Annotated in this window: 14 protein-coding genes; 9 read left to right on the top strand and 5 right to left on the bottom strand. The window is 63.3% G+C overall.

Annotated elements, in window-relative coordinates; genetic code table 11:
• Positions 1 to 50 precede the first annotated feature (50 nt).
• Together KF724_07055 and KF724_07050 are read left to right on the top strand one after the other, a co-directional pair.
• Entirely contained in the window at positions 51 to 725 is a 675-nt protein-coding gene (locus tag KF724_07055) for a hypothetical protein (GenBank protein ID MBX3355441.1), read from the top strand.
• An 87-nt stretch (positions 726 to 812) separates the two neighbouring features.
• Positions 813 to 1,529: a hypothetical protein gene (locus KF724_07050; protein MBX3355440.1), complete on the top strand. Its 717-nt coding sequence runs from the start codon at positions 813 to 815 to the stop codon at positions 1,527 to 1,529.
• 108 nt (positions 1,530 to 1,637) lie between these two features.
• Here KF724_07050 and KF724_07045 read toward each other — a convergent pair whose 3' ends face one another.
• Positions 1,638 to 2,420 carry a hypothetical protein gene (locus KF724_07045; protein MBX3355439.1) on the bottom strand — a complete coding sequence of 261 codons (783 nt, stop codon included), beginning with the start codon at positions 2,418 to 2,420 and terminating at the stop codon, positions 1,638 to 1,640.
• A 143-nt stretch (positions 2,421 to 2,563) separates the two neighbouring features.
• Positions 2,564 to 4,201, bottom strand: a complete 1,638-nt coding sequence (locus KF724_07040; GenBank protein ID MBX3355438.1) for a cryptochrome/photolyase family protein — start codon at positions 4,199 to 4,201, stop codon at positions 2,564 to 2,566.
• Between the two features lie 269 nt (positions 4,202 to 4,470).
• On the opposite strand from KF724_07040, the gene KF724_07035 reads away from it, so the two are divergent.
• From KF724_07035 to KF724_07020, 4 genes are all read left to right on the top strand, one after another.
• A complete protein-coding gene (locus tag KF724_07035; GenBank protein MBX3355437.1) occupies positions 4,471 to 5,835 on the top strand; it encodes a DUF4185 domain-containing protein in 1,365 nt (454 codons plus the stop codon).
• The gene (locus tag KF724_07030; GenBank protein MBX3355436.1) at positions 5,832 to 7,148 is read left to right on the top strand and encodes an aminotransferase class V-fold PLP-dependent enzyme; all 1,317 of its coding nucleotides are present in this window, start codon (positions 5,832 to 5,834) and stop codon (positions 7,146 to 7,148) included. Before KF724_07035 ends, KF724_07030 begins: the two co-directional genes overlap by 4 nt.
• A 276-nt stretch (positions 7,149 to 7,424) precedes the next feature.
• On the top strand, positions 7,425 to 9,653 hold the full coding sequence (locus tag KF724_07025; protein MBX3355435.1) for an agmatine deiminase family protein: 2,229 nt from the start codon (positions 7,425 to 7,427) through the stop codon (positions 9,651 to 9,653).
• A 211-nt stretch (positions 9,654 to 9,864) separates the two neighbouring features.
• On the top strand, positions 9,865 to 10,344 hold the full coding sequence (locus KF724_07020; protein ID MBX3355434.1) for a transposase: 480 nt from the start codon (positions 9,865 to 9,867) through the stop codon (positions 10,342 to 10,344).
• 67 nt (positions 10,345 to 10,411) lie between these two features.
• On the opposite strand, the gene KF724_07015 is transcribed toward KF724_07020, so the two are convergent.
• The 3 genes from KF724_07015 to KF724_07005 form a co-directional block, all read right to left on the bottom strand.
• Positions 10,412 to 11,290, bottom strand: a complete 879-nt coding sequence (locus KF724_07015; GenBank protein ID MBX3355433.1) for an IS3 family transposase — start codon at positions 11,288 to 11,290, stop codon at positions 10,412 to 10,414.
• Positions 11,291 to 11,531: 241 nt separating this feature from the next.
• Positions 11,532 to 12,500, bottom strand: a complete 969-nt coding sequence (locus KF724_07010; protein ID MBX3355432.1) for an IS5 family transposase — start codon at positions 12,498 to 12,500, stop codon at positions 11,532 to 11,534.
• Between the two features lie 97 nt (positions 12,501 to 12,597).
• Positions 12,598 to 12,774: a transposase gene (locus KF724_07005; GenBank protein ID MBX3355431.1), complete on the bottom strand. Its 177-nt coding sequence runs from the start codon at positions 12,772 to 12,774 to the stop codon at positions 12,598 to 12,600.
• A 158-nt stretch (positions 12,775 to 12,932) separates the two neighbouring features.
• On the opposite strand from KF724_07005, the gene KF724_07000 reads away from it, so the two are divergent.
• The 3 genes from KF724_07000 (at position 12,933) to KF724_06990 (ending at position 25,114) form a co-directional block, all read left to right on the top strand.
• A complete protein-coding gene (locus KF724_07000; protein ID MBX3355430.1) occupies positions 12,933 to 14,096 on the top strand; it encodes an IS256 family transposase in 1,164 nt (387 codons plus the stop codon).
• An 857-nt stretch (positions 14,097 to 14,953) separates the two neighbouring features.
• Positions 14,954 to 22,414, top strand: a complete 7,461-nt coding sequence (locus tag KF724_06995) for a hypothetical protein (protein ID MBX3355429.1) — start codon at positions 14,954 to 14,956, stop codon at positions 22,412 to 22,414.
• 1,503 nt (positions 22,415 to 23,917) lie between these two features.
• Positions 23,918 to 25,114, top strand: coding sequence for an IS256 family transposase (locus KF724_06990; protein MBX3355428.1), 1,197 nt, complete (start codon positions 23,918 to 23,920; stop codon positions 25,112 to 25,114).
• The last annotated feature ends 60 nt before the right edge of the window (positions 25,115 to 25,174 follow it).

Raw genomic sequence — 25,174 nt, 5'->3', positions numbered from 1 at the left:
GATGGTCGAGGAGCGCTGACTCGGCGGCACACTGACTCCGTGAGATTGACATGACCACGCGTGTTCACTTGATGGCCGCTCTTGTTGTTACGGCCGGTACGACGATGGCCCAGGCGGGGCTGGGGACGACCTACACCGATTCGAGCTTCGACCTGTTCGACAACGGCTTTGCCAACCTTGACATTCTCGAGGTGACGCTCTCGAATACAGACACGCATCTCACCATCACGGTTGAGACGCGCGGGTTCGCGGACTGGACCAAGTACCTCTTCTTCTTCAACACCGGCTCGGCCCAGCAGTCAACTGGGAACGGCTGGAACCGCCCCATCAACTACAACGGGCAGACGATCGATCGATACATCGGGTCGTGGGTCGATGCGCCGAACTCCAACAGCCAGTTCTGGTCCTACGACGGCAACTGGAACCTCGACTTCACCTTCGACAATGATCAGTCCGCGATCGGCTTGAATCGCGTGAGCTGGACCTTCTCGCTCGCGGCACTCGGTCTCGGCCTTGGTGACTCGCTGCTGTTCGATGTCGGCACCTCGGGTGGCGGCGACTTCGACACGACGGTCGACCTGCTTTCACGCGCCGACCAGGCCACCGACTGGTGGAGCAACCCTGCCGTGAGCGGCGAGTTCCTCAAGTATGTGATTGTCCCCGCGCCGGGCAGCGCGGCGTTGCTTGCATTGGCCTTCGGGCTTGTCGCCCGTCGGCGTCGTTGAACACAGTGGCCCATGCCGACGGCGCGATGCAGTGCGGCGCCGCAACGGCGAGATCAGTCTCGCACTCGTGAGAGGGAAGGAAGTTCGATGAAGAAGGAAATGATCGGAATCGTGCTTGCCGCAACAGCGGTCAGCGTCGTGTCGTCGGCAACGGCGAGCGTGATTGTCTTCGGCAATTCCACCGAAACCGGAAACCGATTCAATCCGGGGAATGTGAACACCATCATGTGGGCAAACGCCTTCGTCGACACGACGAACGGCAATGTGCTCGACTTGAAGGGCATCGACTGGGGCGTTCGCCGCGGCCCGGATGGAACGGGGAGCCTGGTCGCAGTCGATCTCGAGCTCTTCGTGGCCGAGATGACCTTCGATGGAACCAGTTTCGGCCTCGGGACCGTGACGAACCTGGGAACCGTCGGCCTCGCCGCGACGCCATCAGGCGGCTTCGTGACCGAGATCGTCAACCTCGGCGTCAACCAGTCGATTGCGCTCGAGACCATCTCCAATCCCGGCCTCGGGGGGCTCTGGGTCGGCATGCGTTTCGCGGGCGCCAATGCGACGAACAACCTGAATGGCTGGCGCGTCGTGAATGCGCCGTCGGTCGGTGCGTCGATCAACGCGTTCGGAATGTCGAACTGGAACGGTCCAAACTCGGGCTTCGATGGCCTCTTCGCCTTCGGCACCCCCCCGGGGTCCCAGCCCAGCCGCCTGCTGACGAATCTCTACGGCTCGGTCGTTCCAGCTCCAGGCGCCGTGGCCTTGCTGAGTGTGGCGGGCCTCGCGGGCCTTCGCCGTCGTCGTTGAGTTGTTCAAGCTCAATCCTGTTCGCACGCGCTCACGCCGGGCGCTCCCATCACGGGGGCGCCCGGCTGTCGTTCGGACCCTCACGCCTCGGCGCGGTCGCGCGGACCGTCAGGGGGCGCGCCCGCCGATCGGCCTGACCTCCATCTTCATGTCGATGAGTGGCGCGTCGTTGAGCTGAAGCAGGCCGGAGCGAGAGTCATCGAGTTCCAGCGTCACATTGATGGTGGCCGCCAGGAGCAGCGCAAGGGAGCCGGTCAGGAACCAGCGGCGCCTCCCAGCAAGACCGCAACTGAACCCGATCAGGCCGCACCCGATGAAGGAGCAGAGCAGCAGAATGCCCAGGACAAGCTTCGGCACCCGCTTTCGACCGGCTGACAGTCTGGTCGTCTGGAGGTCGATGAGTTCGTTCACCGGGTCGAGGACGACCACGGCATACTCGGGATTCGACCTGACACCTTGAATGGCCGCGTTCCAGATGCGCGAGTGCATTGCGTCCGACTCCGCGAGGGCCTCGACGATCCTTCCCTCGACGATCATCTTCGGCACCCGAAGTCGACTGTCCCGATAGTCCCGCAGCGCCACCTGGAGGTCGTATCGCATCGGCTCCTCGAGCAGCTCGGCTCGAAGAAAGGCCGTTCCGATGGCGTTCGCATCCATCGTGATCAGGTCCTGGCGATCGATGAAGCGCTGCGCGGCCGCCGCAAAGCTGAACGCGATCAGGAGGCCGAGCAGGCCGAGCAACGCGCCCTGGATGGCGCCGACCTGAGCAGGCGCGCTGGGATCGTTGTCGGCTCGGTGGCGCGCCCCGGATCGGTACCCGATCTCCACGCAGATCATGAGTACGGCGATCAGCGCCACGGGCAGAACAATGATCTCCATTGAATCGAGCATGACTGGCTCCTCTGACTGACCGGCAGTTGGCCCGGCTGACGGGTCGGGATCTTACGGCCCTACCCTCCGGTGCGTCGCAAGTGGAAACGCACGCTGCGTGGCACAGGGACGCCATCGTCCCCACGGGGACCGGCGGAGTTCGATCAGGTGGACTCCACCCCAAGACGCTGTCGCAGCGCCCGGGCGTCGATGGTGAGCTGAGCCTTGGTCTTTGTCGACATGGCATCGACACTCCGGAACATCATCCGCATGCGTGGGTTGGCTGACAGTTGATCGCGGTGCCGGATGAGGAAGTCCCAATAGAGGACCGTGAAGGGGCACGCCGTCGGCCCGGTGCGATGCGCCGGGTCGTAGCGGCAGTGGTCGCAGTAGTTGCTCATGCGCTCGATGTACTTCCCGCTGGCGGAGTATGGCTTCGTTCCGACGAGCCCCGTCACACCCGCGGCTGCATCCTGGCGTCGATCCGCATGCATGACCATGCCGAGGGTGTTCGGCAGTGTCACCCAATCGATACCGTCAGCGAACATGCCGAGGTACCAGTCACTGACCGCCTTGGGATGCACCCCGCTCAGGAGCGCGAAGTTGCCGGTCACCATGAGCCGCTGAATGTGGTGGCCGTAGGCGCCTTCGATCACCTGCGATAGGCACTCGCGCATGCACGCCATGTCGGTCTCACCGCTCCAGTAGAAATCGGGCAGGCGCCCATGCGCGCCGAGACCGTTGCGCTGTGCATACTCCGGCCCCTCCAGCCAGTAGATGCCCCGAACGAACTCGCGCCATCCGATGAGCTGGCGCACGAACGCCTCGACTGACTGGAGAGGCGCATCGCCCCGCTCGTACGCGCGGATGGCGGCCTCACAGCACTCGCGCGGGTTGAGGAGCTTCAGGTTGAGTGCAGGTGAGAGGACGGAGTGGTAGACGAACGGCGTCGCCGTCCACATCGCATCCTCGTAGGGGCCGAAGTTCGCCAGCCGATGCGCAATGAAGTCCTCGAGGGCTTCGAGCGCCTGGGCTCGCGTCACCGGCCAGCGGAAGGTGTCACCCTCATCAAGTCGACCGGGCAGATCGGGCAGCACCCGGCGCACGGTCGCGACGACTTCGCGCGTGATGCGGTCTCGCGCGAATGCAGGCGGGTGCGGCGGCGGCGGAGAAGGCCCACCCGCTCCAAACGACCTGCGATTCTCCGAGTCGAAGTTCCATGTGCCTCCCTCGGGCTGCGGCGGCTTGCCTCGCATGAGGTACCCCGTGCGCCGACGCTGATCGCGATAGAAGAACTCCATCATCAGGCTGCGACGCCCCTTCGCCCACGCGGAGAACGCCTCGATCGAGGTGATGAAGTGATCGTCCGGCAGGATGGTCACGGGTCGTCCAAGGCGCTCCGACCACGACTCCACTTCACGCACGATGCGCCACTCGCCGGGCCAGGTGCAGAGCACCTCGTTCGGGCTCACCTCGGAGATGACGCGCTCGACTTCGGTCGTGAAATGGTGCGAGTTGTCGGGGTCATCGAGGGTCACATAGCGCACTTGAAACCCACGAGCAGACAGGGTGTCGGCGAAGTGACGCATCGCCGAGAGGAAGAGCACCGTGCGCTGGATGTGACTGGCCACATGCCGCGACTCCTCGGCGACCTCCATCATCAGGATCAGATCACGATCGGGATCGAGGCGCTGAAGGAGCGGCGCATCGAGATCCAACTGGTCTCCGAAGATCACTGCGAGCCGCGCGCCGGGCGCGGCGGCTGGACGCTTCGACCTGGATGGCACTGGACGGCGTGGCACGGCGTGGTTCAGGCAAGCCAATGAACGGCGATCATGGAGACGATCGTGCCTGTCGTCCCAAACGCAGCATCGAAGCCGATTGCTCGTTCATATCCGCAGGCCTCCAGTTACCATCACTTCGGTCTCGCCGCACCATGGTTTCCACGATGCCGAATGTTGGCCGATTCGGTGCGCCACGCGAAGAGAGCGTGGTGAGCCGTCGGCCTCAAGTTCGGGGAGTGTCGCCCGCTTTTCGCCATCGTCCATGGCGTGCGTGGGCGAAGAGGCCCATGCAGCAGGCTCAGAAGCTTCTCCTCGCCCTGGTCGTGGTCATCTTCCCCGCCTCCATCAGCTTCGGCGATGGAGTGGGGTCGGTGCCGGGCCAAGCCGAAGCGGTGCCAACCCCCCAGCCTTTACGGGAATCAACGATTCGCCTTGATCCCGCGTGGACCGAGGCGCTCATGGCCTTCGATCCTGACACCGAGCGCTTCTGCGGCGGCGATGGTGCCGCGAGCTGTCCGCTCCCCGGTGGTCGCACGCTGTGGCTCTTTGGGGACTCCTGCATCGCCGCCGTCGTCGATGGCCGCTACCAGCCAGGGTGGTGGATGACGAACAATGTTGCCGCAGTGACCGTCGATCCCCCGCGCGGCGAAGCCCCAGCGCCGGGCTCCGCCGTGGCTCGCTTCGGCGATCGGCCTGAACCAGGTGAGCCCTCGGGATTTGTGGTGCCTCCTGCGGGCGGACGCGCTCGATGGAGCTGGCCCTGCGATGGAGCGATCGTGGTCGGCCCGGCGGGCGAGGAGCGTTTGCTCATCTTCTACGGCGACCTTGCGAGGCGGGTCGATGAGCCGGCCCCCGGCGAGGTGTGGAACTTCAAGTTCGTCGGCAATCGAGTGGCGATCATCGAGAATCCAAGCGAGGCCCCGAAGGCGTGGCGCGTCGTGCAGCACGCGCTCGAGCCGCGCGACAGCGGGCGCATGAAGGATGGCGCCCCCACGATCTCCTGGGGTGTTGTGGTGATGCGCGATCCGGAGTCGAGTGGCGATCGTCTGGTGATCTTCGGAGTCGATGGCTCGAATCCCTTCAACAAGCAGGCTGTGGTCGCGCGCGTCCAAGTGGCGAAGGCGCATGACTTCTCCGAATGGCGCTTCTGGACTGGATCGTCCTGGTCTCCTCGCGAGTCCGAGGCAGCCACCGTCATCAATCATGTGGTCGATGAGTTCACGATCCACCATGAGCCCGCGCGCGGCGATGCTGAGCGGGGGCGATGGCTGCTGATTCAGGGTGAGCCGGTGCTCGGACATCGAATCCTCGTGCGCCAAGCGCCCACTCCGCTGGGCCCATGGTCTGATGGCCACCCGATCTACACGGTTCCCGAACCCTCGAATGATGAGAAGCTCATCACCTATGGCGCGAAGGCGCATCCCCACCTTTCGGCGCCGGGTGAGTTACTCATTTCCTACTGCATCAATTCGCTCGACTTCGGCAGCCTGAGCCGCGATGTCGAGATCTACCGCCCCCGCTTCCTCCGTGTGCCTGCCGCGCTGCTGCACGGCCCCGATCGAGCAGCCGCCGGGCCACCGGATTCCGGCGACGGCAGAAGAGCGAAGTCTGCTCCGCCCCGCCCCTCCACTGACGAGGCCTCAACGCCATGACACCTCTCGTTGCTCAATCCGCGACCGTTCCCGATCGAGACGAGGTGCGAGCTCGATTTCCATCGCTCGCAGGTCGGATGGCGTTCCTCGAGAACGCCGGTGGCGCGCAGGCGCCCGCGAGTGTGATCGAAGCGATTCGCGCCTACATGCACGCCTGCTATGTCCAGCCCGGTGCCGGATATCGCGAGTCCAATCTCGCTTCGGGCATTGTCGATGACGCCCATCGTTTCATGGAGCTCTTCGTCAACGCGGGGACTGCGGGACGGGCCATCATGGGGCCCTCAAGCAGCGCTCTCTTGCGAATGCTCGGTGAGTGCTGGCGGCCGATGATCAGGCCGGGTGATGAGATCGTGGTTGCGGAAGCGGGACATGAAGCCAACATTGCGCCGTGGGTGGCCCTCGAATCCTCGGGTGCCATCATCCGCTGGTGGCGCTGCCAGGGTGCCGCCAACGGCGCACCGCTCGATGCGCTGGACACGCTCCTGTCGCGGCGCACGCGCCTCGTCTGCGTGCACCATGTCTCGAACCTGCTCGGCGGTGTGGTGGACATCGCCGAAGTCGCCCGCCGTGCGAAGGCCGTGGGCGCACGAACGATCGTCGACGGAGTGGCCTTCGCTCCACACCGCGCGATCGATGTCTCGGCGTGGGGGTGCGACTGGTATGTCTTCTCGAACTACAAGGTCTTCGGTCCACACATGGCGACCCTCTTCGGGCGCCACGAGGCGATCGATGAGTTGACCGGCCCCGGCCACTTCTTCATTCCAAAGAGCACGGTTCCTGCCAAGTTCGAACTGGGCGGTGTGCCCCACGAGAGCTGCGCCGGGGTCCTCGGATTGAGGCCCTATCTCGCCTTTCTGGCAGGTTCAACAGGCGCGCGTCCTGCGCCTCCGAAGGCCGCGGCACCATCGGACTGGGCCGACACGCTCTCGACGATGACCTCTCCCGTTCTTGATCGACCCACGATCGAGCGCGCGATGCAGGCGACGATGGACCTCGAAGCGCCTCTCACCGAGCGCCTGATGTCCGGACTCGAGTCGATGGCCGGCATCGAGATCGTCGGACCGAGCGGCGCAGGGCGCGAGCGCGTGCCGACGGTCAGCTTGCGTCACTCACAGCAGCGCAGCTCGGAGGTGGTCGCCAAGGTCCACGCTCTTGGAGTGGCTATTCGCAACGGTCACATGTACTCGCACAGGCTCTGCGAGGCGCTTGGCATCGATCCGTCAGAGGGCGTGATCCGGATCAGCGCCGTGCACTACAACACCGAGGCTGAGATCGATCGCACGCTCGAGGCGATTCAGCGCTCGATTTCCTGAGGCCTTCAGCGATCAGGACGAAAACTCACGCAGTCTGCTCTCGTTCGCGGTCAAGGTCTCTTGCAGCGCAGGCACTTCTCGGCCCTCGCTCGGGCGCGATTGAGCGCGAAGGGCTGCGAAAGTCGCATCGGTCCGAACAACAACGGCGAATAACGCACCTACACGGTTTTGCCTCTCCTGATCGGCAGTCAGGAGAGACCGTTGGTGCGTGGCCGCGGTCCGGACGATCCGGGGTCCATGTCCTTTCCTTTGTCGAAGTTCTCCGCAGGAGTATCGATGCATCCATCCAGAGCAGTCGTGGCGCTGTTGGGCAGCGCATTCGTCTCACTGAGCCTCACTTCACACGCCGACGATGGGCGGACCTTCAAGGAAGCCGATCCGCCTCTGACGCGTGTTCGCGAGGGCGGCACCCCATTCGATCCCAATCAGAGCTTGATCCCGTATGCGATCTCAACCGGTATCGCGGCTGCTCCTGACACCGGACTGATCGTCTCTCCGCCCGAGTACGACCCGGTGCGAGGAGTCATTTTCAGGTATAGCACCGGGGCGTGGCCGAGCGTGGTGCGGGCGTGCGTCAAGGCGCTCACCCAAGACCCGGCCCACGATGACATCGCGTATGTGGTTGTTGCGAGTCAGGCGGTGGCGAACTCCGCAGCGGCAGCGTTTGCCTCGGATGGAGCCGACCTCAGCAAGGTCGTCTTCATCATCCAGCCGACCGACTCGATCTGGATGCGCGACTATGGCCCGCACTTCATCTGGCAGGAGGGCACCAAGGCCATCGTCGACAGCCACTACTACCCGCAACGGAAGTTCGACAACTTCATTCCCACCCTGGTCGGCCGAGACAACTTCATCGTGCCGACCTATGACATCGGGCTCTATTACTCCGGCGGCAACTTCATGATGGGCCCGAACCGCGAGGCCTTCGTGACGGCCCTGATCAACCTCGACAATCCCGCGAGTCAGGGCTTCAATCTCGACTTGATCAAGGAGTTCTACGGCCGATTCCAAGGTGTCGACACGCTGCATGTTCTGCCGCAGCTCCCCACCACCGTTGACGGCACGGGGCACATCGACATGTGGATGTACATCGTCGATGAGCAGAATGTGATCATCTCGCAGTTCATCCCCGGCTCGAACGCGAGCGCGATCAACATCACGAACAACGCGGTCACCTACATGCAGAACCTCGGGTTCACCGTGCATCGACCTCAGGCGTGGAACGCGGGCGGCACGCACTTCACCTACGCGAATGCCTTCCGGGTGAACAACCGGATCTTCGTTCCCGTCTATGGAACGGCGATCGTTCCGGGCGGGAACTCTGCCTACAACACGCGCGATGCCGATGCGATGGCGAAGTGGCAGGCAGCGGCCGGTCCGGGCGTCGAGATCATCCCGATTCAGTGCAGCAGCATCATCGGTGCGTCGGGCGCCATCCACTGCATCGTGAAGCAGGTCCCGAGGTATGTCGACTCGATGCCGTCGGCGCATGTCATCGCTCCGGCGGGCGGCGAGGTGTGGCTCTCAGGAACCACCGAGACGATTCGCTGGAATGCGACGGACACGAACAATCGGGCGCTCGCCGATGTGGACCTCCTCTACTCCCTCGACAACGGTGTCACCTGGAGCACCATCGCCAGCGGTCTCCCTGACAGCGGGTCGTTCGAGTGGACTGTTCCGGCTGGCAACAGCCAGTTCGCCCGCGTGCAGGTCGTGGTCCGAAGCGTCGGTGGTGCGACCGTCGCCGCTGTGAGCAAGCCATATCGCCACGCCCCGGGCACGCTGAAGGTCTACAACTTCGGGAGCGGTGCAGGCTCGCAGCACTTTGCCACGGGTCACCAGACCAGTAACTGGAGCCCGACCATCAACGGCAACCTTCTGCCAGTCACGCTTGGCCTCACGACGGCGAACTACGCCGCGTTGGCGGCGTCCGATGCCAACGGCGGCAACACTGATCCCAATCGCTTCCAGTCTCCCACGATCAGCACCGGGAATCGGTCGACCCATGTCTTCCGCTTCGCCATCCAGGAGCACCCGCAGCAGATCGATGAACTGCGGATTCTCTGGGAGGGCTACGCCGATCGCTGCACCCAGGTTGAGCTCTATGTCTGGGATTACTCCAAGAACAACTGGGGTGATGGAGGCAATCTGGTCGGGCAGAATCGCTTTGCCGACAGCTTCGCCGGGAACAGTGACGGTGTGCTCAACGCCTACATCCGTGAGAACATCGGCAACTTCGTCGGGCCGGACGGCGTGGTGCGCTACCTCGTCCGCGCGCAGCGGACCACGGATCGCACCTTCCATGACTACACCGCAGTGCATGTCAAGATGATCTCCGGATGCATCACTGACCTTGATGGCAATGGTGTCACCGATGGCGCCGACCTCGCCATCCTGCTCGGCCAGTGGGGCGGCAGCGGAACCGCGGATCTGAATGGCGACGGCACGGTGAACGGTGCCGATCTGGCGATCCTCCTTGGGGCTTGGGGCATCTGCCTGAACTGAGGTCACAGGCCCATGAACCGACGCGCGGCCCGTCCGCCAAAGTGGGCGGGCCGCGTTGTCATGGGCTGGGTGAACGCCGACCTCTGGTGCATTCGATCCGCTGCATGAGCAATGGAGGTAAGGTTCGGAAGATTGCGCAGATTTGAAAAAGCAGCTCCCGCGCTGGAAGGTGTTGGTGTGTTGGAACAACCCCTTTCCAGAGGAGAGCTGCATGGACAGCGTAGCGAGCGGATCGACGGAAGTCGCGGAGTGCGCGACGGAGTCGTTGAAAGCGGCGGTGACGGTGGACGCGGAGAAGGTGCGAAGCCATCTGGACGAGATGGTGCGTTCGACGGTCGAGCAGACTCTGAACGCGATGCTGGAGGTGGAGGCGGACCAGGCGTGCGGGGCTGGTCGGTACGAGCGTTCGCCGGATCGTCTGGACACGCGAGCGGGGAGCTACGAGCGGACGCTGGAGACGAAGGCGGGCTCGGTGAAGCTCAAGGTTCCGCGGCTTCGAAAGCTGCCGCTCGAGTCGATGATCATCGAGCGGTATCGTCGTCGGGAGAGCTCGGTGGAGGAGGCGCTGGTGGAGATGTACCTGGCGGGCGTGAGCATGCGTCGGGTGGAGGACATCACGGAGGCGCTGTGGGGATCGCGGGTGAGCGCGGGCGTGTACCGTTTCGTCTGTAAATCGGCCGCGAGCGTGTGACGGAGCGAGGCCGGTTGAAGAATCGTGAAAGGGCGGGTTGGCCTGCCCCAAAATTCTGTACCAGGGCCTATGAGAGTTGGTGCTGTCCGATGATTCGCGGGGCTGGCCGGTCCTCCGGTCGGGGCTGCGCCCCTCCCTCCGGACCGGCCAGCCCCGCGGCGAACTTCGCCGGGGGTACGTACCCCAGCGACGAGTGCGGCCTTTGATGGTTGTACTCCTCGCGCCATGACGACGCCTGCGAACGCGCGTCCGCCACGTCGGTGAACACCTCCGCGTTGAGCAGTTCGTCGCGAAGACACGAATGGAAGCTCTCTGCGTAGCCGTTCTCCCACGGACTGCCGGGTGCAATGTACAGGGTCTCCGTCCCCGTCAGGTCCGCCAAGCGACGGATCGTCGCGGCAATGAACTCCGGACCGTTGTCGCTGCGGATGTGACCCGGCACGCCGCGCGTGGTGAACAGGTCAATCAGAACCTCGGCCACGCCCGCCGCCGTCATCGACCGGCGCACCTCCAGCGCAACGCACTCGCGCGTGAACTCGTCCACCACGCTCAGCCACTTCAATGCCCGACCACGGTCATCCCGATCGTGGATGAAATCCACGCACCAGATGTGGTTCACCCGTAACGACCGATGACGCACGATTCCATTGTCGCTCTGACCCAGACGCGTGCGCTTGTGCTGTTTCGCAGGCACTTTCAGGCCTTCCTGACGCCAGAGGCGCTCGATCCGCTTGCAGTTGACGCGCCAGCCCTCCAGTCGAAGCATGCCCCAGATCAGCCGGTATCCCCGCCGGGGATGATGTCGCACGAGCTCGTGGATGCGGCGCACGAGCGCCTCATCGCCATCCCGCGCAAGCGCACGGTAGCGCTGCGTCGAGCGCGCCTGACCCAACACCCGACAGACACGGCGCTCCGGCTGCTCCAGCCTCGCCCGCACGTGCGTCACGACGCACCTCCGCCGCGCGGGCGATGCGGTTTTCCCAGATAGTCGTTGGCCTCCTTCAGGATCGAGATGTCGATCGCCTGCTCGGCCACGAGCTTCTTCAACCGACCGTTGGGACACCTGAACAAATGAGCATGAACGGCAATGTATGCGGTTGATCGGCTCTCAAGTGAGTAATGACACGACGGCCTCGGGCTCCACCGGGCCGCTCGAAGCGACTCGGGAGGCCGTGCGGGGCCCTCGCCTACGCCCTTGCGAGGCTCAAACTCCGTCTCCAGTTGTAGGCCACCAGGTGCAACGCGAAGTCGAACGCGTTCCGTCGCAGGCCTCGATACCGCACTCGGCGGTAGCCCGTCCGTTTCATCCAGGCAAAGGGATGCTCGACCACGGCACGCAGCGAGGCCACGATCCGGTTGAAGACGCGAAGCTCCTTCGCGAGCTCCTTCTCTCCACGCTGCCGCTTGAACGCGATCACCGGCGTCACGCCGCGGGCGAGCAGCTTCCGCTCCCGCTCCTCGCTGCGGTACGCCGTGTCCGCAACCACCATGCTCGTCTCGTCCTCCGTCAGCTCGTCGATGAAGTTGCTGTCGTGCGGCGCCGCGTCGCTGAAGCGGAAGTCCGTCACCAGACTCGAACGGTCCGCGGCGATGTGACCCTTGAAGCCGAAGTGCGTCTGGCCCGACTTCTTCGTGAAGCTCGCCTCCGGGTCGCGCGTGCTCGTGCCGTCGTCCCGATGCGATCCGCGCGACTGCTCGATGATCGTTGCATCCACCAGCGTTCCTTCCTTTACCAGCAGCCCGCGCTTCTCGAGCTGCGCCAGCGTCGCGTCGAAGATCGTCCGATCGAGCCCCGCGTCGCGAAGCCTGCGCCGGAAGACCACGAAGGTCGTCTCGTCCGGCGTCGCGTCGGTCAGGCTCAGCCCGACGAAGCGACGGAACGAGAGGCGATCCTTCAGGCACTCCTCGAGCTGCGGATCGCTCAGGTTGAACCACTTCGCGAGAAGCAGGGCCCGAAGCATCGTCTCCGGCTGCCAAGCCGGACGGCCGACGCCGCGCTTCTCGCGGTACTCCGGCAACTTCGCGATCGGCGCAACGAGTTCCTTCCACGACACCGACTTGTCGAGACGGTCGAGCAGCCTCGCCGTCCTCGGTCCTCCGAGGTCCGCCGTCATGCCGTCGACCAGACCGAACTCCGCGTTGACTCGCTGTGCCATCGTGATCCTCGCTGGTCGGCATCATCGCCGAACACGGGAACACTTCGCGGCCGAGCGGCTCACGGTTATCTGAAAGGCCCGGCTTCATCGAGATTGTTCAGAGGTCCCCGTTCTCGATCTCCAGCTCCTTCAGCCGCCGCGCCTCGTCGACCTTCATCCCGCCGTACTGGTTCCGCCAGCGGTGGAATGTCTGCTCGCTCACGCCCAGCGACTGCACGACCTGCCCGATCGTCTTGCCGGCCGCCAGCATCGCGTCTGCCTCACGCAGCTTCACGATGATCTGCTCCGGCGTATGTCTCGTCCGTTTCATCCTTGAGAGTCTCCTGGACCCGACCGGGGTCCGACGGAACTCTCATAGCCGATGGATCAGATTTTGGGGGGCAGGCCAGGGTCATCTGGCTCTTGGTGTCTAGCAACACAAGGAGCTTGAAGATGACCCACCGATCGGATCGTAGCGAACTCGACGACGTCGTGACACTCATCGCCGAACACGGCACCGACAGCATGCAGCAGGCCTTCTCCACGCTGCTCAACATCGCCATGCGCACCGAGCGCGAGCAGGTGCTCGGCGCCCGTCCCCATGAACGCACCCCGGAACGCCGCGGGCACGCGAACGGCTTCAAGCCCAAGTCGCTCAAGACCCGCGTCGGCACGCTCACCGTGCAGGTGCCCAAGACGCGCGGCATCGACTTCTATCCCTCGGCGCTCGAGCGGGGCGTGCGGTCGGAACGCGCCCTGCTCTGCGCCCTCGCCGAGATGTACGTCCAGGGCGTCTCGACCCGACGCGTCACCGCCGTGCTCGAGGAACTCTGCGGGCTCGAGATCTCGAGCGCCCAGGTCAGCCGTGCCACCGCCGAGCTCGACGACGAACTCGAGGCCTGGCGCACGCGCCCGATCGGTGAGGTGCGCTATCTCATCCTCGATGCTCGCTACGAGAAGGTGCGACACGCCGGCACCGTGATCTCGACCGCCGTCCTCGTCGCGACCGGCGTCCTCGCCGATGGCCGACGCACGATTCTCGGGGTCAGTGTCGCCCGAAGCGAGGCCGAGGTCCACTGGCGCGCGTTTCTCCGCTCGCTGCTTGAACGCGGCATGCACGGCGTCCGCCTCGTCGTCAGCGACGATCACGAGGGACTCCGCGCCGCACGAGAGGCGGTGCTCACCGGAATCCCCTGGCAGCGCTGCCAGTTCCACCTGATGCGCAACGCCATGGCCTACGTGCCGAAGATCGGTCAGCGCAACGAGGTCGCGCAGGAGCTCAAGACCATCCTCAACGCCGCCGACCGCGACGAGGCCGACCGCCGCCTCCGCGCGATGGTCGAACGATGGAAGATCGAGGCGCCCCAGCTCGCCGCGTGGCTCGAGGCGAGTGCGCCAGAATCGATGACCGTCTTCACCCTCTCGCCCTATCTTCGCCGCCGACTCCGCACCACCAACGCCCAGGAACGTCTCAATCGTGAGATCAAGCGACGAACCCGCGTCGCCGGTCTCTTTCCCAACGACGCATCCCTGCTCCGACTCGTCACCGCGATCCTTGCCGAGATCGACGAGGAGTGGACCACCGGACGCGTCTATCTCAACCACCAAGCCGCTTGACCCGCCCTCTCCGGATCCCTTCATCCACCCAATTCCTCAATGCGTCGCCACCCCCACTCCGACCAATTTACAGACACGGTGTTGCATTACCCCAAATGGTGCGAAGCTGCCAAGCGCGGATAGCGCACCTCGCCGATCGGGCGCGTGCGCCAGGCCTCGAGTTCGTCGTCGAGCTCGACGGTGGCACGGCTGACCTGGGCGGGCGCATCGTGAATTTCTCATGCAGGACAGAGAGCATGAGAGAAAGTGCGCGAAAGTTTCTTGACAGCGCAGGACGGACCGCTGTATCAAGTGTCCAGTCGGAATGGGGGTTCCGGACGGCGCAGGGAAGTCGTCGCCACGGTGCCCGGGTGTTTGGTCAACGGCCCTGCATGGGGTCCTTGCGGCAGTGGAGCGCATTCATGAACCAGCAAGTTCCGGCTGAGCGGCCACAGAAATCCTTCCGGCTCACCTCGGTGCTCGTAGCTGCGGCAATCGCTCTTCCTGGCGTTGGCGATCCGCCTTGCGACCCGGAGCCGCCCACATCAGGTGGAGGAACCTGTGTCACGATTTTTTTGCCGTGCGAGGACGGCTGGTTCGAGATGGTCATCGGCGCCTGCACGGTTTGTGTACCGCCCTGCGACCTGCTCATCATCGATCCGATCACGTTTGAAGAGCGTGAGATCGAGACCTGCGCGGATCTCTACACCGCGATCGTCGACCGAACTGCGAACCCCAGCAACCCCAATTGCTGGACGCCATTCCTCGACTGTCTGAGCCACGATCTGTGTTGCGCATGGCGGCGCGCGTGCGTGCTCCAACAGTTGGACTGCTCCGAGCTCGAGACAATGACGACGTCTGAAGAGCGATGTGCCTTCATGACGCAGACGGTCGAGGAGATGCTTGAGGGCGACGAATGCTGCCCTGCGGACTTCGATTCGAAGCTCGTAGCCGTGTGCGAGTTTCTCAAGAAGTGTGGCGCGACTTGGAAGGCCACCGCATGTCCGAGCGGGCCATGTGCGTTCTGCGAGGAGGCCACCGAGTGCATCGCGCAGATTCTTGGATGTGTGCCGGAATCAGTGCTCGCTGACCTGTCTGAGTGCATTGGCACTGATCTCCTGGCTGGTTGTGATTGCTGCAAGACTCCTGAAGGTGGCTCCGCCCGCTGGCAATGCGGCGATGCACTTGAATGCGATCAGGATTGTGATGGCGAGGAAGGCACCTGCGACGACCTTCGGAAGCTACTGAGCGACTCGCAGATCTGTTACGACCCGGCGCAGATGACGCGCGCGGACGCGATCGCAATCACCAAGGACTTCCTCGCGGCCTGCGCCTCCGGCAATGCGGAAAAATGCGCGGAGCTCATCGATTGCCTGCAGGAGTACCTCTTCGAGACTTTTGGCGATCAAGGGGATGGCCACGGCCTGACGGACGAAGAGTTGGCCGAGCTTCAAGGCACTTCTGGCTGTGGCATCAACATGGATCCGCCGATTCCGCCTGTGCCGCCCGAGGATGAGGATCTCGACAAGGATGGAGACGACGACGATTGCGACGGCGCGGGCGGTGAGAACGATCCCATTCCTGGTGGCAGGCATCCGATTGATCTCGCGTTCGGCCACAAGAATGGCGCCGCTACGGACCTCAGTGTGAGTGCCGCGGGCGGTGGCTTTCGGCTCGCTCGGAAGTACCGAAGCGAGGACTGGACTGCAGCGAGTGTGAGTGGATCGAAGTGGGCACTCTCCACCGCGGAGTACATGTCGGTGTCAACCCAGAGCGGACACCTTCTCCTCAGGATCGGCCGCGGCACCGCCCGTCCCGAAGTGCCGATTCTTGATGAGAATGACTTGCTTGCGACGATCGGTGGCGCGCTTCCTCTTCCGGGCCCCAGTCATCGAGTAATCGTGCGCACACAGGCTTGCGTCGACGGTGTGGTCTATCCCGTGTGGAGAATCGAGAGCCCGGGCCGGACCTCAATCGACTACTTCCGCGCAAAGGCCTCAGGCGAGACGATCATGGGCGGACTCTCATGTGGCAGCGCTTCGAGTGTGACCGACCCTGACTCGGCGCTTTTGGGATTGCGGCTTCGAACCTTCGACATCTACGGCAACGGCACGATCTACAAGTACCTGCTCATCGCGACTGGGAGCGGCAATGTCGCCCGCCTCGAGCGCGTCTATGTGGACGGGTACCCGGGTTCCGTTCAGGAACCCGCTGCCCAGGTGACATTCACATGGAACTTCAACAGCACATCACCGAACTTCGGTCGTCTCCGGCGCGCTGAAGTCGCACGCGATATCGGCACGAGTACGCCGGTGCTCGTGCCCGTCGAGCGCGTCGAGTACACATACATGGGCGATGACCCGAGCTTCTCTGCAGATCTCGGCACGAGCGGCGATCTCGTGCAGGTCGTCAAGTCCGAGCGCATCGACCCTGCGCCAGGAAGCACGAGCGCAGATCCAATCTGGCGCGACACGGTCTCGCAATATCGATATCACCGAACAGCGTGCTCCTCGTGCGGTGTCGATAAGGACGGACGAATCTTCACATGGCACGGGCGCGACGGCCAGCTCAAGATGGAGATCCATCCACAACAGGTCGAGTTCGTCGCGGGATTGAGCGAAGAAGAACCGCTCTCGACGCGCCTCATGACGACCGCCGCGCAACTACTCACGCTCGCCGACGGCGCCGAGGCCGCGTCCGGCATTCTCGTGGTCGACCTGGCGTCGAAGATCATTGAGGAATACGAGGCCTCAAGCCCATATCGGGTCCTGACTCAATACCTCATTAGCGATTGCGGATGCAGCGGCGGCGCGGGTTCGCCGCAGGGCCGGAAGTTCACGTACGAGTATTACTCCTTCCCCGGTCACGCGACACTTCAGTGGTCCACCCACGAGATCGAGCACATCGCCACCGGAAACCCAAGCGACCCATGGGATCACTACCGGGCAACCTACTACGACCTCGGCAGGCGTGGGCCAACCGTCGCCGGCATGACGGCTCGGCCGCCGTTCCTTGTGAACAAAGCCATTGCGAACGCCGATGACTCGTTGATCTGGGCAATCCATTACGAGTACAACGGCGACGGCCTGGTGACCAAGGTGTTTACGCCGTCAAGCTGCCAGAGCTACGATCCGGATCCTGCGAGCGATCACAGCGCGCCGGGCGCGTTCGTCGCAAGGTCCACTGCCGGGCTCGTGCAATCGATTGAGTACGACTCGAGCAAGAGGCGGAAAGAAGAGTGGTTTGAGCGCGGCTCGACGCCAGCGGAGCGGGCGATCGTCACGAGGACGACATGGGGAACGGGAACGGGGAGCACTCGCACTTGGCTGCCGTCCACGCTCGAGCGATTCCGAGTGGCGACCGACACACCAGGATCGCTCGGCGCCGACGACATCGAGACGTCGGAGTTCGTCTACCAATTCTCAGCAGGTGACAAGATCTCGGCAACGCAGACGAAGACCGAGTGGGATGGTCCTGCGTTCAACGGCCCTGATTCGAGCGGTTCGGCGCTCTTCGTCTACACGCATGAGTTCTTCGATTCGCAGGGCAGGAACTACTGGAGCCGGGCTGCGGATGGCTCGCTCACGCGGCGCGAGTTCGATCCGCGAAGTGGGCGCGTCACGCTCGTTGAACGGAACGCTGACGATGGCAGCTCCTTCCCTTCGACGACCGGCCTCACTGGCACCTTTACGGGATTGAACGGTTCCGGCGGCTCGCTCGTCTCGACGACGAGCTATGACCTTCTCGGGCGAGTTCAGCGCCAGACCTCACCGGCGGGAGTCAACACCTACACGAGGCGCGAGCTTCGAGAGTGTGCGGACCATCCTGGACTTGAGTACTTGGCTGTCGTCACCCTGCCGCATGAACTCGGCGCTTCGAGCCATGCGGGTCCGGCCTCGATCCGATGGGTGGACGCCTCCGGCGCTGAGATTGCAGAGTGGAATTGCCCAATCACCGGCACTTACGATGTCAGTTCTGGTGGCGAACCGTGGCCTCAGGTGATCACGGACTACTCGATAAGCACATCGACATCGAGCCTGCTCGCGCGGGCGAGCACGGAGCGCAATGTCGCTGGCCAGACGATCAGCCGCACCGCGTGGCATGATCCCGCCGGCGCTGGCCCCGATGCAGGCAAGGTCATCACGAAGTACTTCCACGATCCTGTCGGGCGCCTGGACTACACGATCAACGCTGTTGGCACCGTCACGCAGCAGTTCTACGATGTGCTCGATCGAGTGGTCGAGACCAAGGTCGGCATCGCCGACGCGGATGAGCCGGACCAGATGTCGAGCGTGTCAAAGACCGTGTTCGACGGCAGCGGCGACACTCCTGGGGTTGGAAACGGCAACATCACGCGGCAGCGGGTGCTGGCCGAATCGAGCAACGCTTTCGATCGCATCACCAACAACAGCTTCGATTGGCGCGATCGACTCGTGATGGTTGAGAATCCGCTGGCGCCGCACGCCGCGCAGCTCTACGACAATCTCGGCAGGGTGACCGAGCGCGCGATGTTCGACACGCTGCCGGGATCGGTGCCGACGAGCTTCGCTTCCACGGACCCGACGCGCGTCGCGCTCGAGAAGTCCACCTATACGCAACGCGGTCTCGTCGCTTGGACCGAACTGGCGACGAACCCGGGTGCCGCGTCGGGCTCTCGTGTCAATCTGACAACGGCGAACTGGTTCGACGAGGTCGGTCGCACGGTCGGCACATGGGCGCCATCAAGTCCTGCGATGAAGGCAAACTTCGATGGCCTCGGTCGCGCGACCGCGACCTATCTCACGGACAGAGGCGGCGATGCGATCCCTGGAGCCGGGAGTCACATTGATGTCTGGTCGCCATCGACGCGCTTGGCGGTGCTGACAGGCGATCGAGTGATCGAGGTCACTGAGCAGACCTTCGTGGCCGGAACGGAATCATCGCTTGGGGGAATGCCGTTCCTGACGACCCGGCTCCAGCGCATTCATTCGCCCGCGACGGACATTGGTGCTCCGGCGAGCGCCGATTTCATCGCGACATTCCGAACTTCGCACTATGACGCGGCCGCACGCCAGGTCGCAATCGCCGAGTGGGGCACGAATCAGTCGACATTCGCTCCAAGCGGTTCTGCGCCATCGTCATCCGACGCTGCTCCCGACGCAGTTCCGACTTCTGGTGGCGCGCTCGTTACCCAGTTCCTCTATGACCCGCGTGGGCTGGCGAGCACGCGCATCAACCCCGGCCCAGGAGTGGGAAGCGGGAGTCGCGTCGATCGGACATTGGTCGATGCGCTCGGCCGCACGATCGCGACAGTCGAGAACGACGAAGACTCAAGTGTCACGGTTGCGTGGAACACCGGCGGCACCGCATTTGAGTTGAGCGGCATCGATGCAGGGAACGATATCGATCGCACGACCACCTTCGTCCGCAATGGCATCGGGCAGGTCACCAAGCTGACCGCGCATGCGAATGCCAACACTGGCGACGGCAACGATCAGATCACGCAGTATGTCTATGGTGTTACCACCTCCGCCGTGGGTCCGAGCGGCGGTCCAACGATCGCGTCGTCGATGGTGTCGAATGACCTGCTTCTCAAGACCATCTATCCGCTCGGGCAGGACAGCACATCGGAGGCGTCGCGCACCGTGTGGCACAGTTGGAACCGCGTTGGGGAGCGAACCGGCATCATCGACCAGAACAAGACGAAGCACGCCTACGGCTTGGACAAGCTCGGTCGAGTGACGCGTGATGAGGTGACCGCCAGCGCCGCGCACATTGACACCACGGTCAACAAGCTGGAGTTCACTTTCGACGGCGCTGGTCGCATCTCGAAGGTCACCGGTCTCGATGTCACTACTGTCAAGAACGAAGTGGAATTCGCCTACACCGGCCTTGGCCAGATCGCCAAGGTCTATCAGCATCAGAAAGGCGCGGTCAGCGTCGACGGCAGTGGACTTCCCACGATGGATACGCGGCTTGTCTCCTACACCTACGCAGACTCGGCGGTCGCCTCGGGCAGCGCTGGCAGCAACTTCAGCCGACTGGTCGGCCTCTCATATCCGCGCCGAGCCAACAGTTCCGGTGTCAATCCCGAGACGCTCGATTATGTCTATGGAGGTTCGACCTCCCTCTCGGATCGAATCAGTCGGATCTCGCAGGACAAGTTCAATCTGACGAGCAGCTCGAACATCGCGATGGCGAACTTCGAGTATGTCGGGATGGCGACGCCGGCGCTTGTGGACCTCGAGCAAGCGGATGTGCAGCTCGACTTCACGCTGTCACTCGACGGGAAGCGCTGGGCGGTTGGTTACACCACCCAGTCACCGCGCGGGTTCTACCCGGGCTACGACCGCTTCGGACGGCTGGCCCTCCAGACCTGGGCCGATGGGGCGCTGACGACACAGACGGTTAGCTCAGTGGCGGTGCCGACGAAGCCGCAGATCGTGGCGTTGCAGTATGGCTACAACGATGAGTCGAACCGCACGAGCGTCTACGACCGTCGACACGCGAACCAATGGCCGATGAGCCATGCCTACAGTTATGACGGAATGAACCGCCTTGCAGCCGCGAAGCGGAACACCTACGGCAACCTCTCAGGTGGCTCGCCTTCGAATGCCCAGGGAAGCCAGGCGTGGTCGCTCGATCTGTTGGGCAACTGGATCGACGTTTCAACTTGGGACGCGACGCCCAGTCAGCAGACGGAATCGCGCGACCACGACAATGTGAACCAGCTCAATGCAAGGGACTTCCCCGGGGCGACGCCCGATGAAACGCTCGAGTACGACGATGCGGGCAATCTTCTCTCGCGAACCGCCAACAGCGTCACGACCTCCTACAGGTACGACCCTTGGAATCGGCTCGCGCAGGTCAAGGTCGGCACCCGAGTGCAGCTCGAACAGGCATTCAACGGTCTCGGCTGGCGGACGCTCAAGCGCGAAGACACCGATCAGACCAGCGGACTCGATGAGGAGCGCGCGCTGACCTATTCGGCTGGATGGCAGATTCTCGAGGAGCGCGTCGATCGGAACTACACCGGCTCGCCGGGGCTCGACAAGCGGGTGCAGTATGTCTGGGGCCATCGCTATATCGACGAGTGCCTCATGCACCGCGCCGATGTCAACAACGACGGCGACTATGTCGATTCGGGCGAGGGCACCTACTACCACTGCGTGGATGGGATGTTCGCTACCGTCGCCGTCCTTAATCGCTCGGGCGGCCTGGTCGAGCGCGTCACCTATGACTCTTATGGAGCCGGGCGGCACCACCGGCCCGGCGATGTCGATGGAGACGGCTCGAGCGGCGGAACCGATTCGGGAATCGTGGCAAACATCATCTCGACGTACGGCATTGGAGGCAATGTTTCGATCGGCCAGACCGGTTACCAGGCAGAAGCCGACTTGGATCGCAGCGGCCGCATCAACTCAACTGATCAGACGCTCGCCAATGTCAGCGCATCGTCGCTCGCGGCCGGTCTGATCTCAGTGGACACCGTTGCGGACAACTCGATTGGATGGGACGGATATGTCTTCAATCCAGCGGTGGCCAATTATCTGGCCCGCAATCGGGTTTACGAACCGCCGCTGGGAAGGTGGCAGTCCAGAGACCCTGATAGTTATGTTGACGGCGCCTCTTTGTATGAATACGCGCGCGGCAGTCCGGTCATCGGCATTGATCCGACGGGTACAAAGCGCGTGATCGCCTTGTTCAACGGTCAGGACACCTTCTCGCGTCATGGCGAGTCTGAGACTAACGTTGGGTTCTTCATCCATGCCGTGGCGGTATGGGACCGACAGCCGTTCTTGGATGACCGGGACAATATTGTGAAGTTCTTCCAGGAGGACGCTGATTGGGGGCCGTTCCCCGTCAAGGCTAGCGACTGGATTCGCGAGACGCGAGGACCATGTGACACGGTCATCCTGAGTGGTCACAGCAATGGTGGTGACGCTGCGCGCAAGGTCGCGGCGCAGTTGGACCAGGACGCGATTGCTGTCAATTTGCTGTTCCTCTTCGATCCTGTCGGTAAGCCGTGGCATGTTGGACCGACCGGGGTCGAGCACGTATCTGGAAATGTCGCTCGGGCGATAGATCTGAGGCAAACCTCTGATCGCCGGATTGGCGCTGGATTTGGTTTCAAGATCGGACCGGTTCAGGTCGGACCGCTCATGCAGGGATATCGGATTGATACTGGCGAGGACATCGTGTGGGTACCTGGCTGGACTCCCGCTGATGGGCCAAACCCAGACCTAAACAGCCTGGGCGTCGGGCCGATCTATGCGCACACAGCGATCGTGTACGACTCGAAGAATCTAGCAAAGTTGAATTCGGAGGTGAACGCTGTTCCCGTCACGCCTGGTCCGTAAGCGAATGCCGTTTGTAATGGTCGCCCTGAATGCGGTAGTGTGCTTCGGAGCCGCTGCGTGTACTGCGCCGCAGTGTGAAGACCGCCCTCTGGGCCCGGGCGGCGCCGTGTGGGCAGGGGGTGCCCCAGTGTCCGCGACACGAAACTGCTACAAGCGCATCCCGTTCTCAGAGGGAAGGGAGACGTGGATTGAGTGGGAAACTCACGATGGGAGAACTATCCGCTCGGATCAACTCCTTCGTACTGTCGCATCATTCTTTGAGCAGCAAGGACTGCGGCGACTCACGTATCGAGGTCCCCGTCCTCCGGCTCCGTACGGCGCATATTTCACGCCAGAGCGAGATGGTCCCAGACCGCTGTTTACGGTTACTGACTACTGTTGGCGCATGGTGTCGGTCGAGCCTGTCATCCTCGTAGCCAACCTGCACCCCATTCAGTACATCGAAACAGACCAGCGCTGTGATGGCAGCAGCGACTTGGTCGGGGCGCCACCGTCAGCAATCCTGCTCGGCTACGGAATGCTTGCGACAGATCGTGTTCCTGCGAGCGCGAGCATGACTTGGTGTAGTCCCACCTATGGCTTAGGACCGCGCGCGGCAACCGCTCTGGATGACGGAGGGCTCCTGCTCGATTGCCCTCGCGGAGCGCTGCTGCTTAGGCGGGAGAACGGAATGTGGTATGTGGCTGCGCCCGGATCCGAGGTGCGTCCGCCGCCTGCCAAGTCGGCGAACGAGCCCTCGGCTGTCGAGCAATCACCTCGTCCCAGTCCTGCAATTAGAGGCGCAGGAGAATCTTCGGTAGCAGGTCAGTGGATAGGCACCCTCGGTTTCCTACGAATCGAGATAGAGCTAGAAGTTGGGGGGCGCGGACACTGTACCTACTCCTACTCGTTTCTTCCTGTCAAGTTCGAGAGGGATATCACTAGTTGGGATCAGCGAGTAGGCGGAGCGGTCTGTATGCGAAGTGCCGCAGTCGGCAACACCGATCCGCGAGCGGTTGACGATTGGCATGGCACGCACTCAGGTTCGACGTTGGACCTCGATCTGGTGGATCGGAGCAGGCCCGATCGACCATCGCCCCTTGTCGTTCGGCTGGTAAGAACCGCAGAATGAAGGGCGAATGGCTAGTTCCGTAGGAGGAGAGCAAGGGGGGAATTGCGACCGCACGGTCACGACCGATTGAGCGGTCCACTTGATGAAACTCTCGCGCGACATTTCGCATACTGTCAGGTTCGCTCTACTTCAACGAGTCGGTGAAACAAAGCCGACCCACCAGTAAACGATGAACGCCTCGGCTCAACGGTCGGGGCGTTTGTCTTTCATCCGCAGGGAAACCGCCGGTGTTTCGAATACTTGGGTAAGGTTCGGAAGATTGCGCAGATTTGAAAAAGCAGCTCCCGCGCTGGAAGGTGTTGGTGTGTTGGAACAACCCCTTTCCAGAGGAGAGCTGCATGGACAGCGTAGCGAGCGGATCGACGGAAGTCGCGGAGTGCGCGACGGAGTCGTTGAAAGCGGCGGTGACGGTGGACGCGGAGAAGGTGCGAAGCCATCTGGACGAGATGGTGCGTTCGACGGTCGAGCAGACTCTGAACGCGATGCTGGAGGTGGAGGCGGACCAGGCGTGCGGGGCTGGTCGTTACGAGCGTTCGCCGGATCGTCTGGACACTCGAGCGGGGAGCTACGAGCGGACGCTGGAGACGAAGGCGGGCTCGGTGAAGCTCAAGGTTCCGCGGCTTCGAAAGCTGCCGCTCGAGTCGATGATCATCGAGCGGTATCGTCGTCGGGAGAGCTCGGTGGAGGAGGCGCTGGTGGAGATGTACCTGGCGGGCGTGAGCATGCGTCGGGTGGAGGACATCACGGAGGCGCTGTGGGGATCGCGGGTGAGCGCGAGCACGGTGAGCGGTCTGGCGCAGAAGGTGTACGGCCAGATCGAGTCGTGGCGCAGCCGTCGGATCGAGGGCGAACACGCGTACGTGTACCTGGACGGGATCTGGCTGAAGCGGAGCTGGGGCGGGGAGGTGAAGAGCGTGGCGGTGCTGGTGGCGATCGGGGTGAATCAGGAGGGCTTCCGCGAGATCCTTGGAGTGGCGGAGGGGACGAAGGAGGACACGGAGAGCTGGCGCTCGTTCCTTCGGCATTTGAAGGAGCGCGGCCTGAGGGGTGTTCGGCTGGTGGTGAGCGACAAGTGCCTCGGGCTGGTCGAGGCGCTGGGGGAGTTCTTCCCCGAGGCGTCGTGGCAGCGATGCGTGGTGCACTTCTATCGCAATGTGATGACAGTGGTGCCAAAGGGTCGGGTGCAGGAGGCCGTGGCGATGCTGAAGACGATCCACGCCCAGGAGGATCGCGCGAGCGCGGAGGAGAAGTCGAAGGTGATCGCGCAGAAGCTCGAGCTGCTTCGGCTGACGAAGGCAGCGGAGCTCGTACGGGCCGGCGTGCTGGAGACGCTGTCGTACATGTCGTTCCCCCGGGAGCACTGGCGCAGTCTTCGGACGAACAACCCGCTCGAGCGTCTGAATCGCGAGATCCGTCGTCGGACTCGGGTGGTGGGAGCCTTCCCGGACGGCCAGTCGGCGCTGATGCTGGTGGCGGCCCGGCTTCGTCACATGTCGGCGACGAAGTGGGGCTTGAGGCGGTACATGGACATGAGTCGATTGCGGGAGCTCGATGCGTCCCGCGCGGAGTCATCGGCCGCAGCGGCGTAGCTGCGGCCCCACGCTGGCAAGGCTGCGCCCCTCTTGATGGGGGCTCCGCCTTGCCAGCGA

It is taken from the genome of Phycisphaeraceae bacterium, from assembly GCA_019636735.1.
Taxonomy (GTDB): domain Bacteria; phylum Planctomycetota; class Phycisphaerae; order Phycisphaerales; family SM1A02; genus VGXK01.
This window is presented reverse-complemented; position numbering and strand designations above follow the sequence as displayed.

Excerpts from the sequence above, each read along its gene's own strand:
- KF724_07045 (MBX3355439.1), bottom strand. The coding sequence starts at position 2,420 with ATGCTCGATTCAATGGAGATCATTGTTCTGCCCGTGGCGCTGATCGCC.
- KF724_07010 (MBX3355432.1), bottom strand. The coding sequence starts at position 12,500 with ATGGCACAGCGAGTCAACGCGGAGTTCGGTCTGGTCGACGGCATGACG.
- KF724_07055 (MBX3355441.1), top strand. The coding sequence starts at position 51 with ATGACCACGCGTGTTCACTTGATGGCCGCTCTTGTTGTTACGGCCGGT.
- KF724_07050 (MBX3355440.1), top strand. The coding sequence starts at position 813 with ATGAAGAAGGAAATGATCGGAATCGTGCTTGCCGCAACAGCGGTCAGC.
- KF724_06995 (MBX3355429.1), top strand. The coding sequence starts at position 14,954 with ATGACGCAGACGGTCGAGGAGATGCTTGAGGGCGACGAATGCTGCCCT.
- KF724_07030 (MBX3355436.1), top strand. The coding sequence starts at position 5,832 with ATGACACCTCTCGTTGCTCAATCCGCGACCGTTCCCGATCGAGACGAG.
- KF724_07025 (MBX3355435.1), top strand. The coding sequence starts at position 7,425 with ATGCATCCATCCAGAGCAGTCGTGGCGCTGTTGGGCAGCGCATTCGTC.
- KF724_07035 (MBX3355437.1), top strand. The coding sequence starts at position 4,471 with ATGCAGCAGGCTCAGAAGCTTCTCCTCGCCCTGGTCGTGGTCATCTTC.
- KF724_07020 (MBX3355434.1), top strand. The coding sequence starts at position 9,865 with ATGGACAGCGTAGCGAGCGGATCGACGGAAGTCGCGGAGTGCGCGACG.
- KF724_07000 (MBX3355430.1), top strand. The coding sequence starts at position 12,933 with ATGACCCACCGATCGGATCGTAGCGAACTCGACGACGTCGTGACACTC.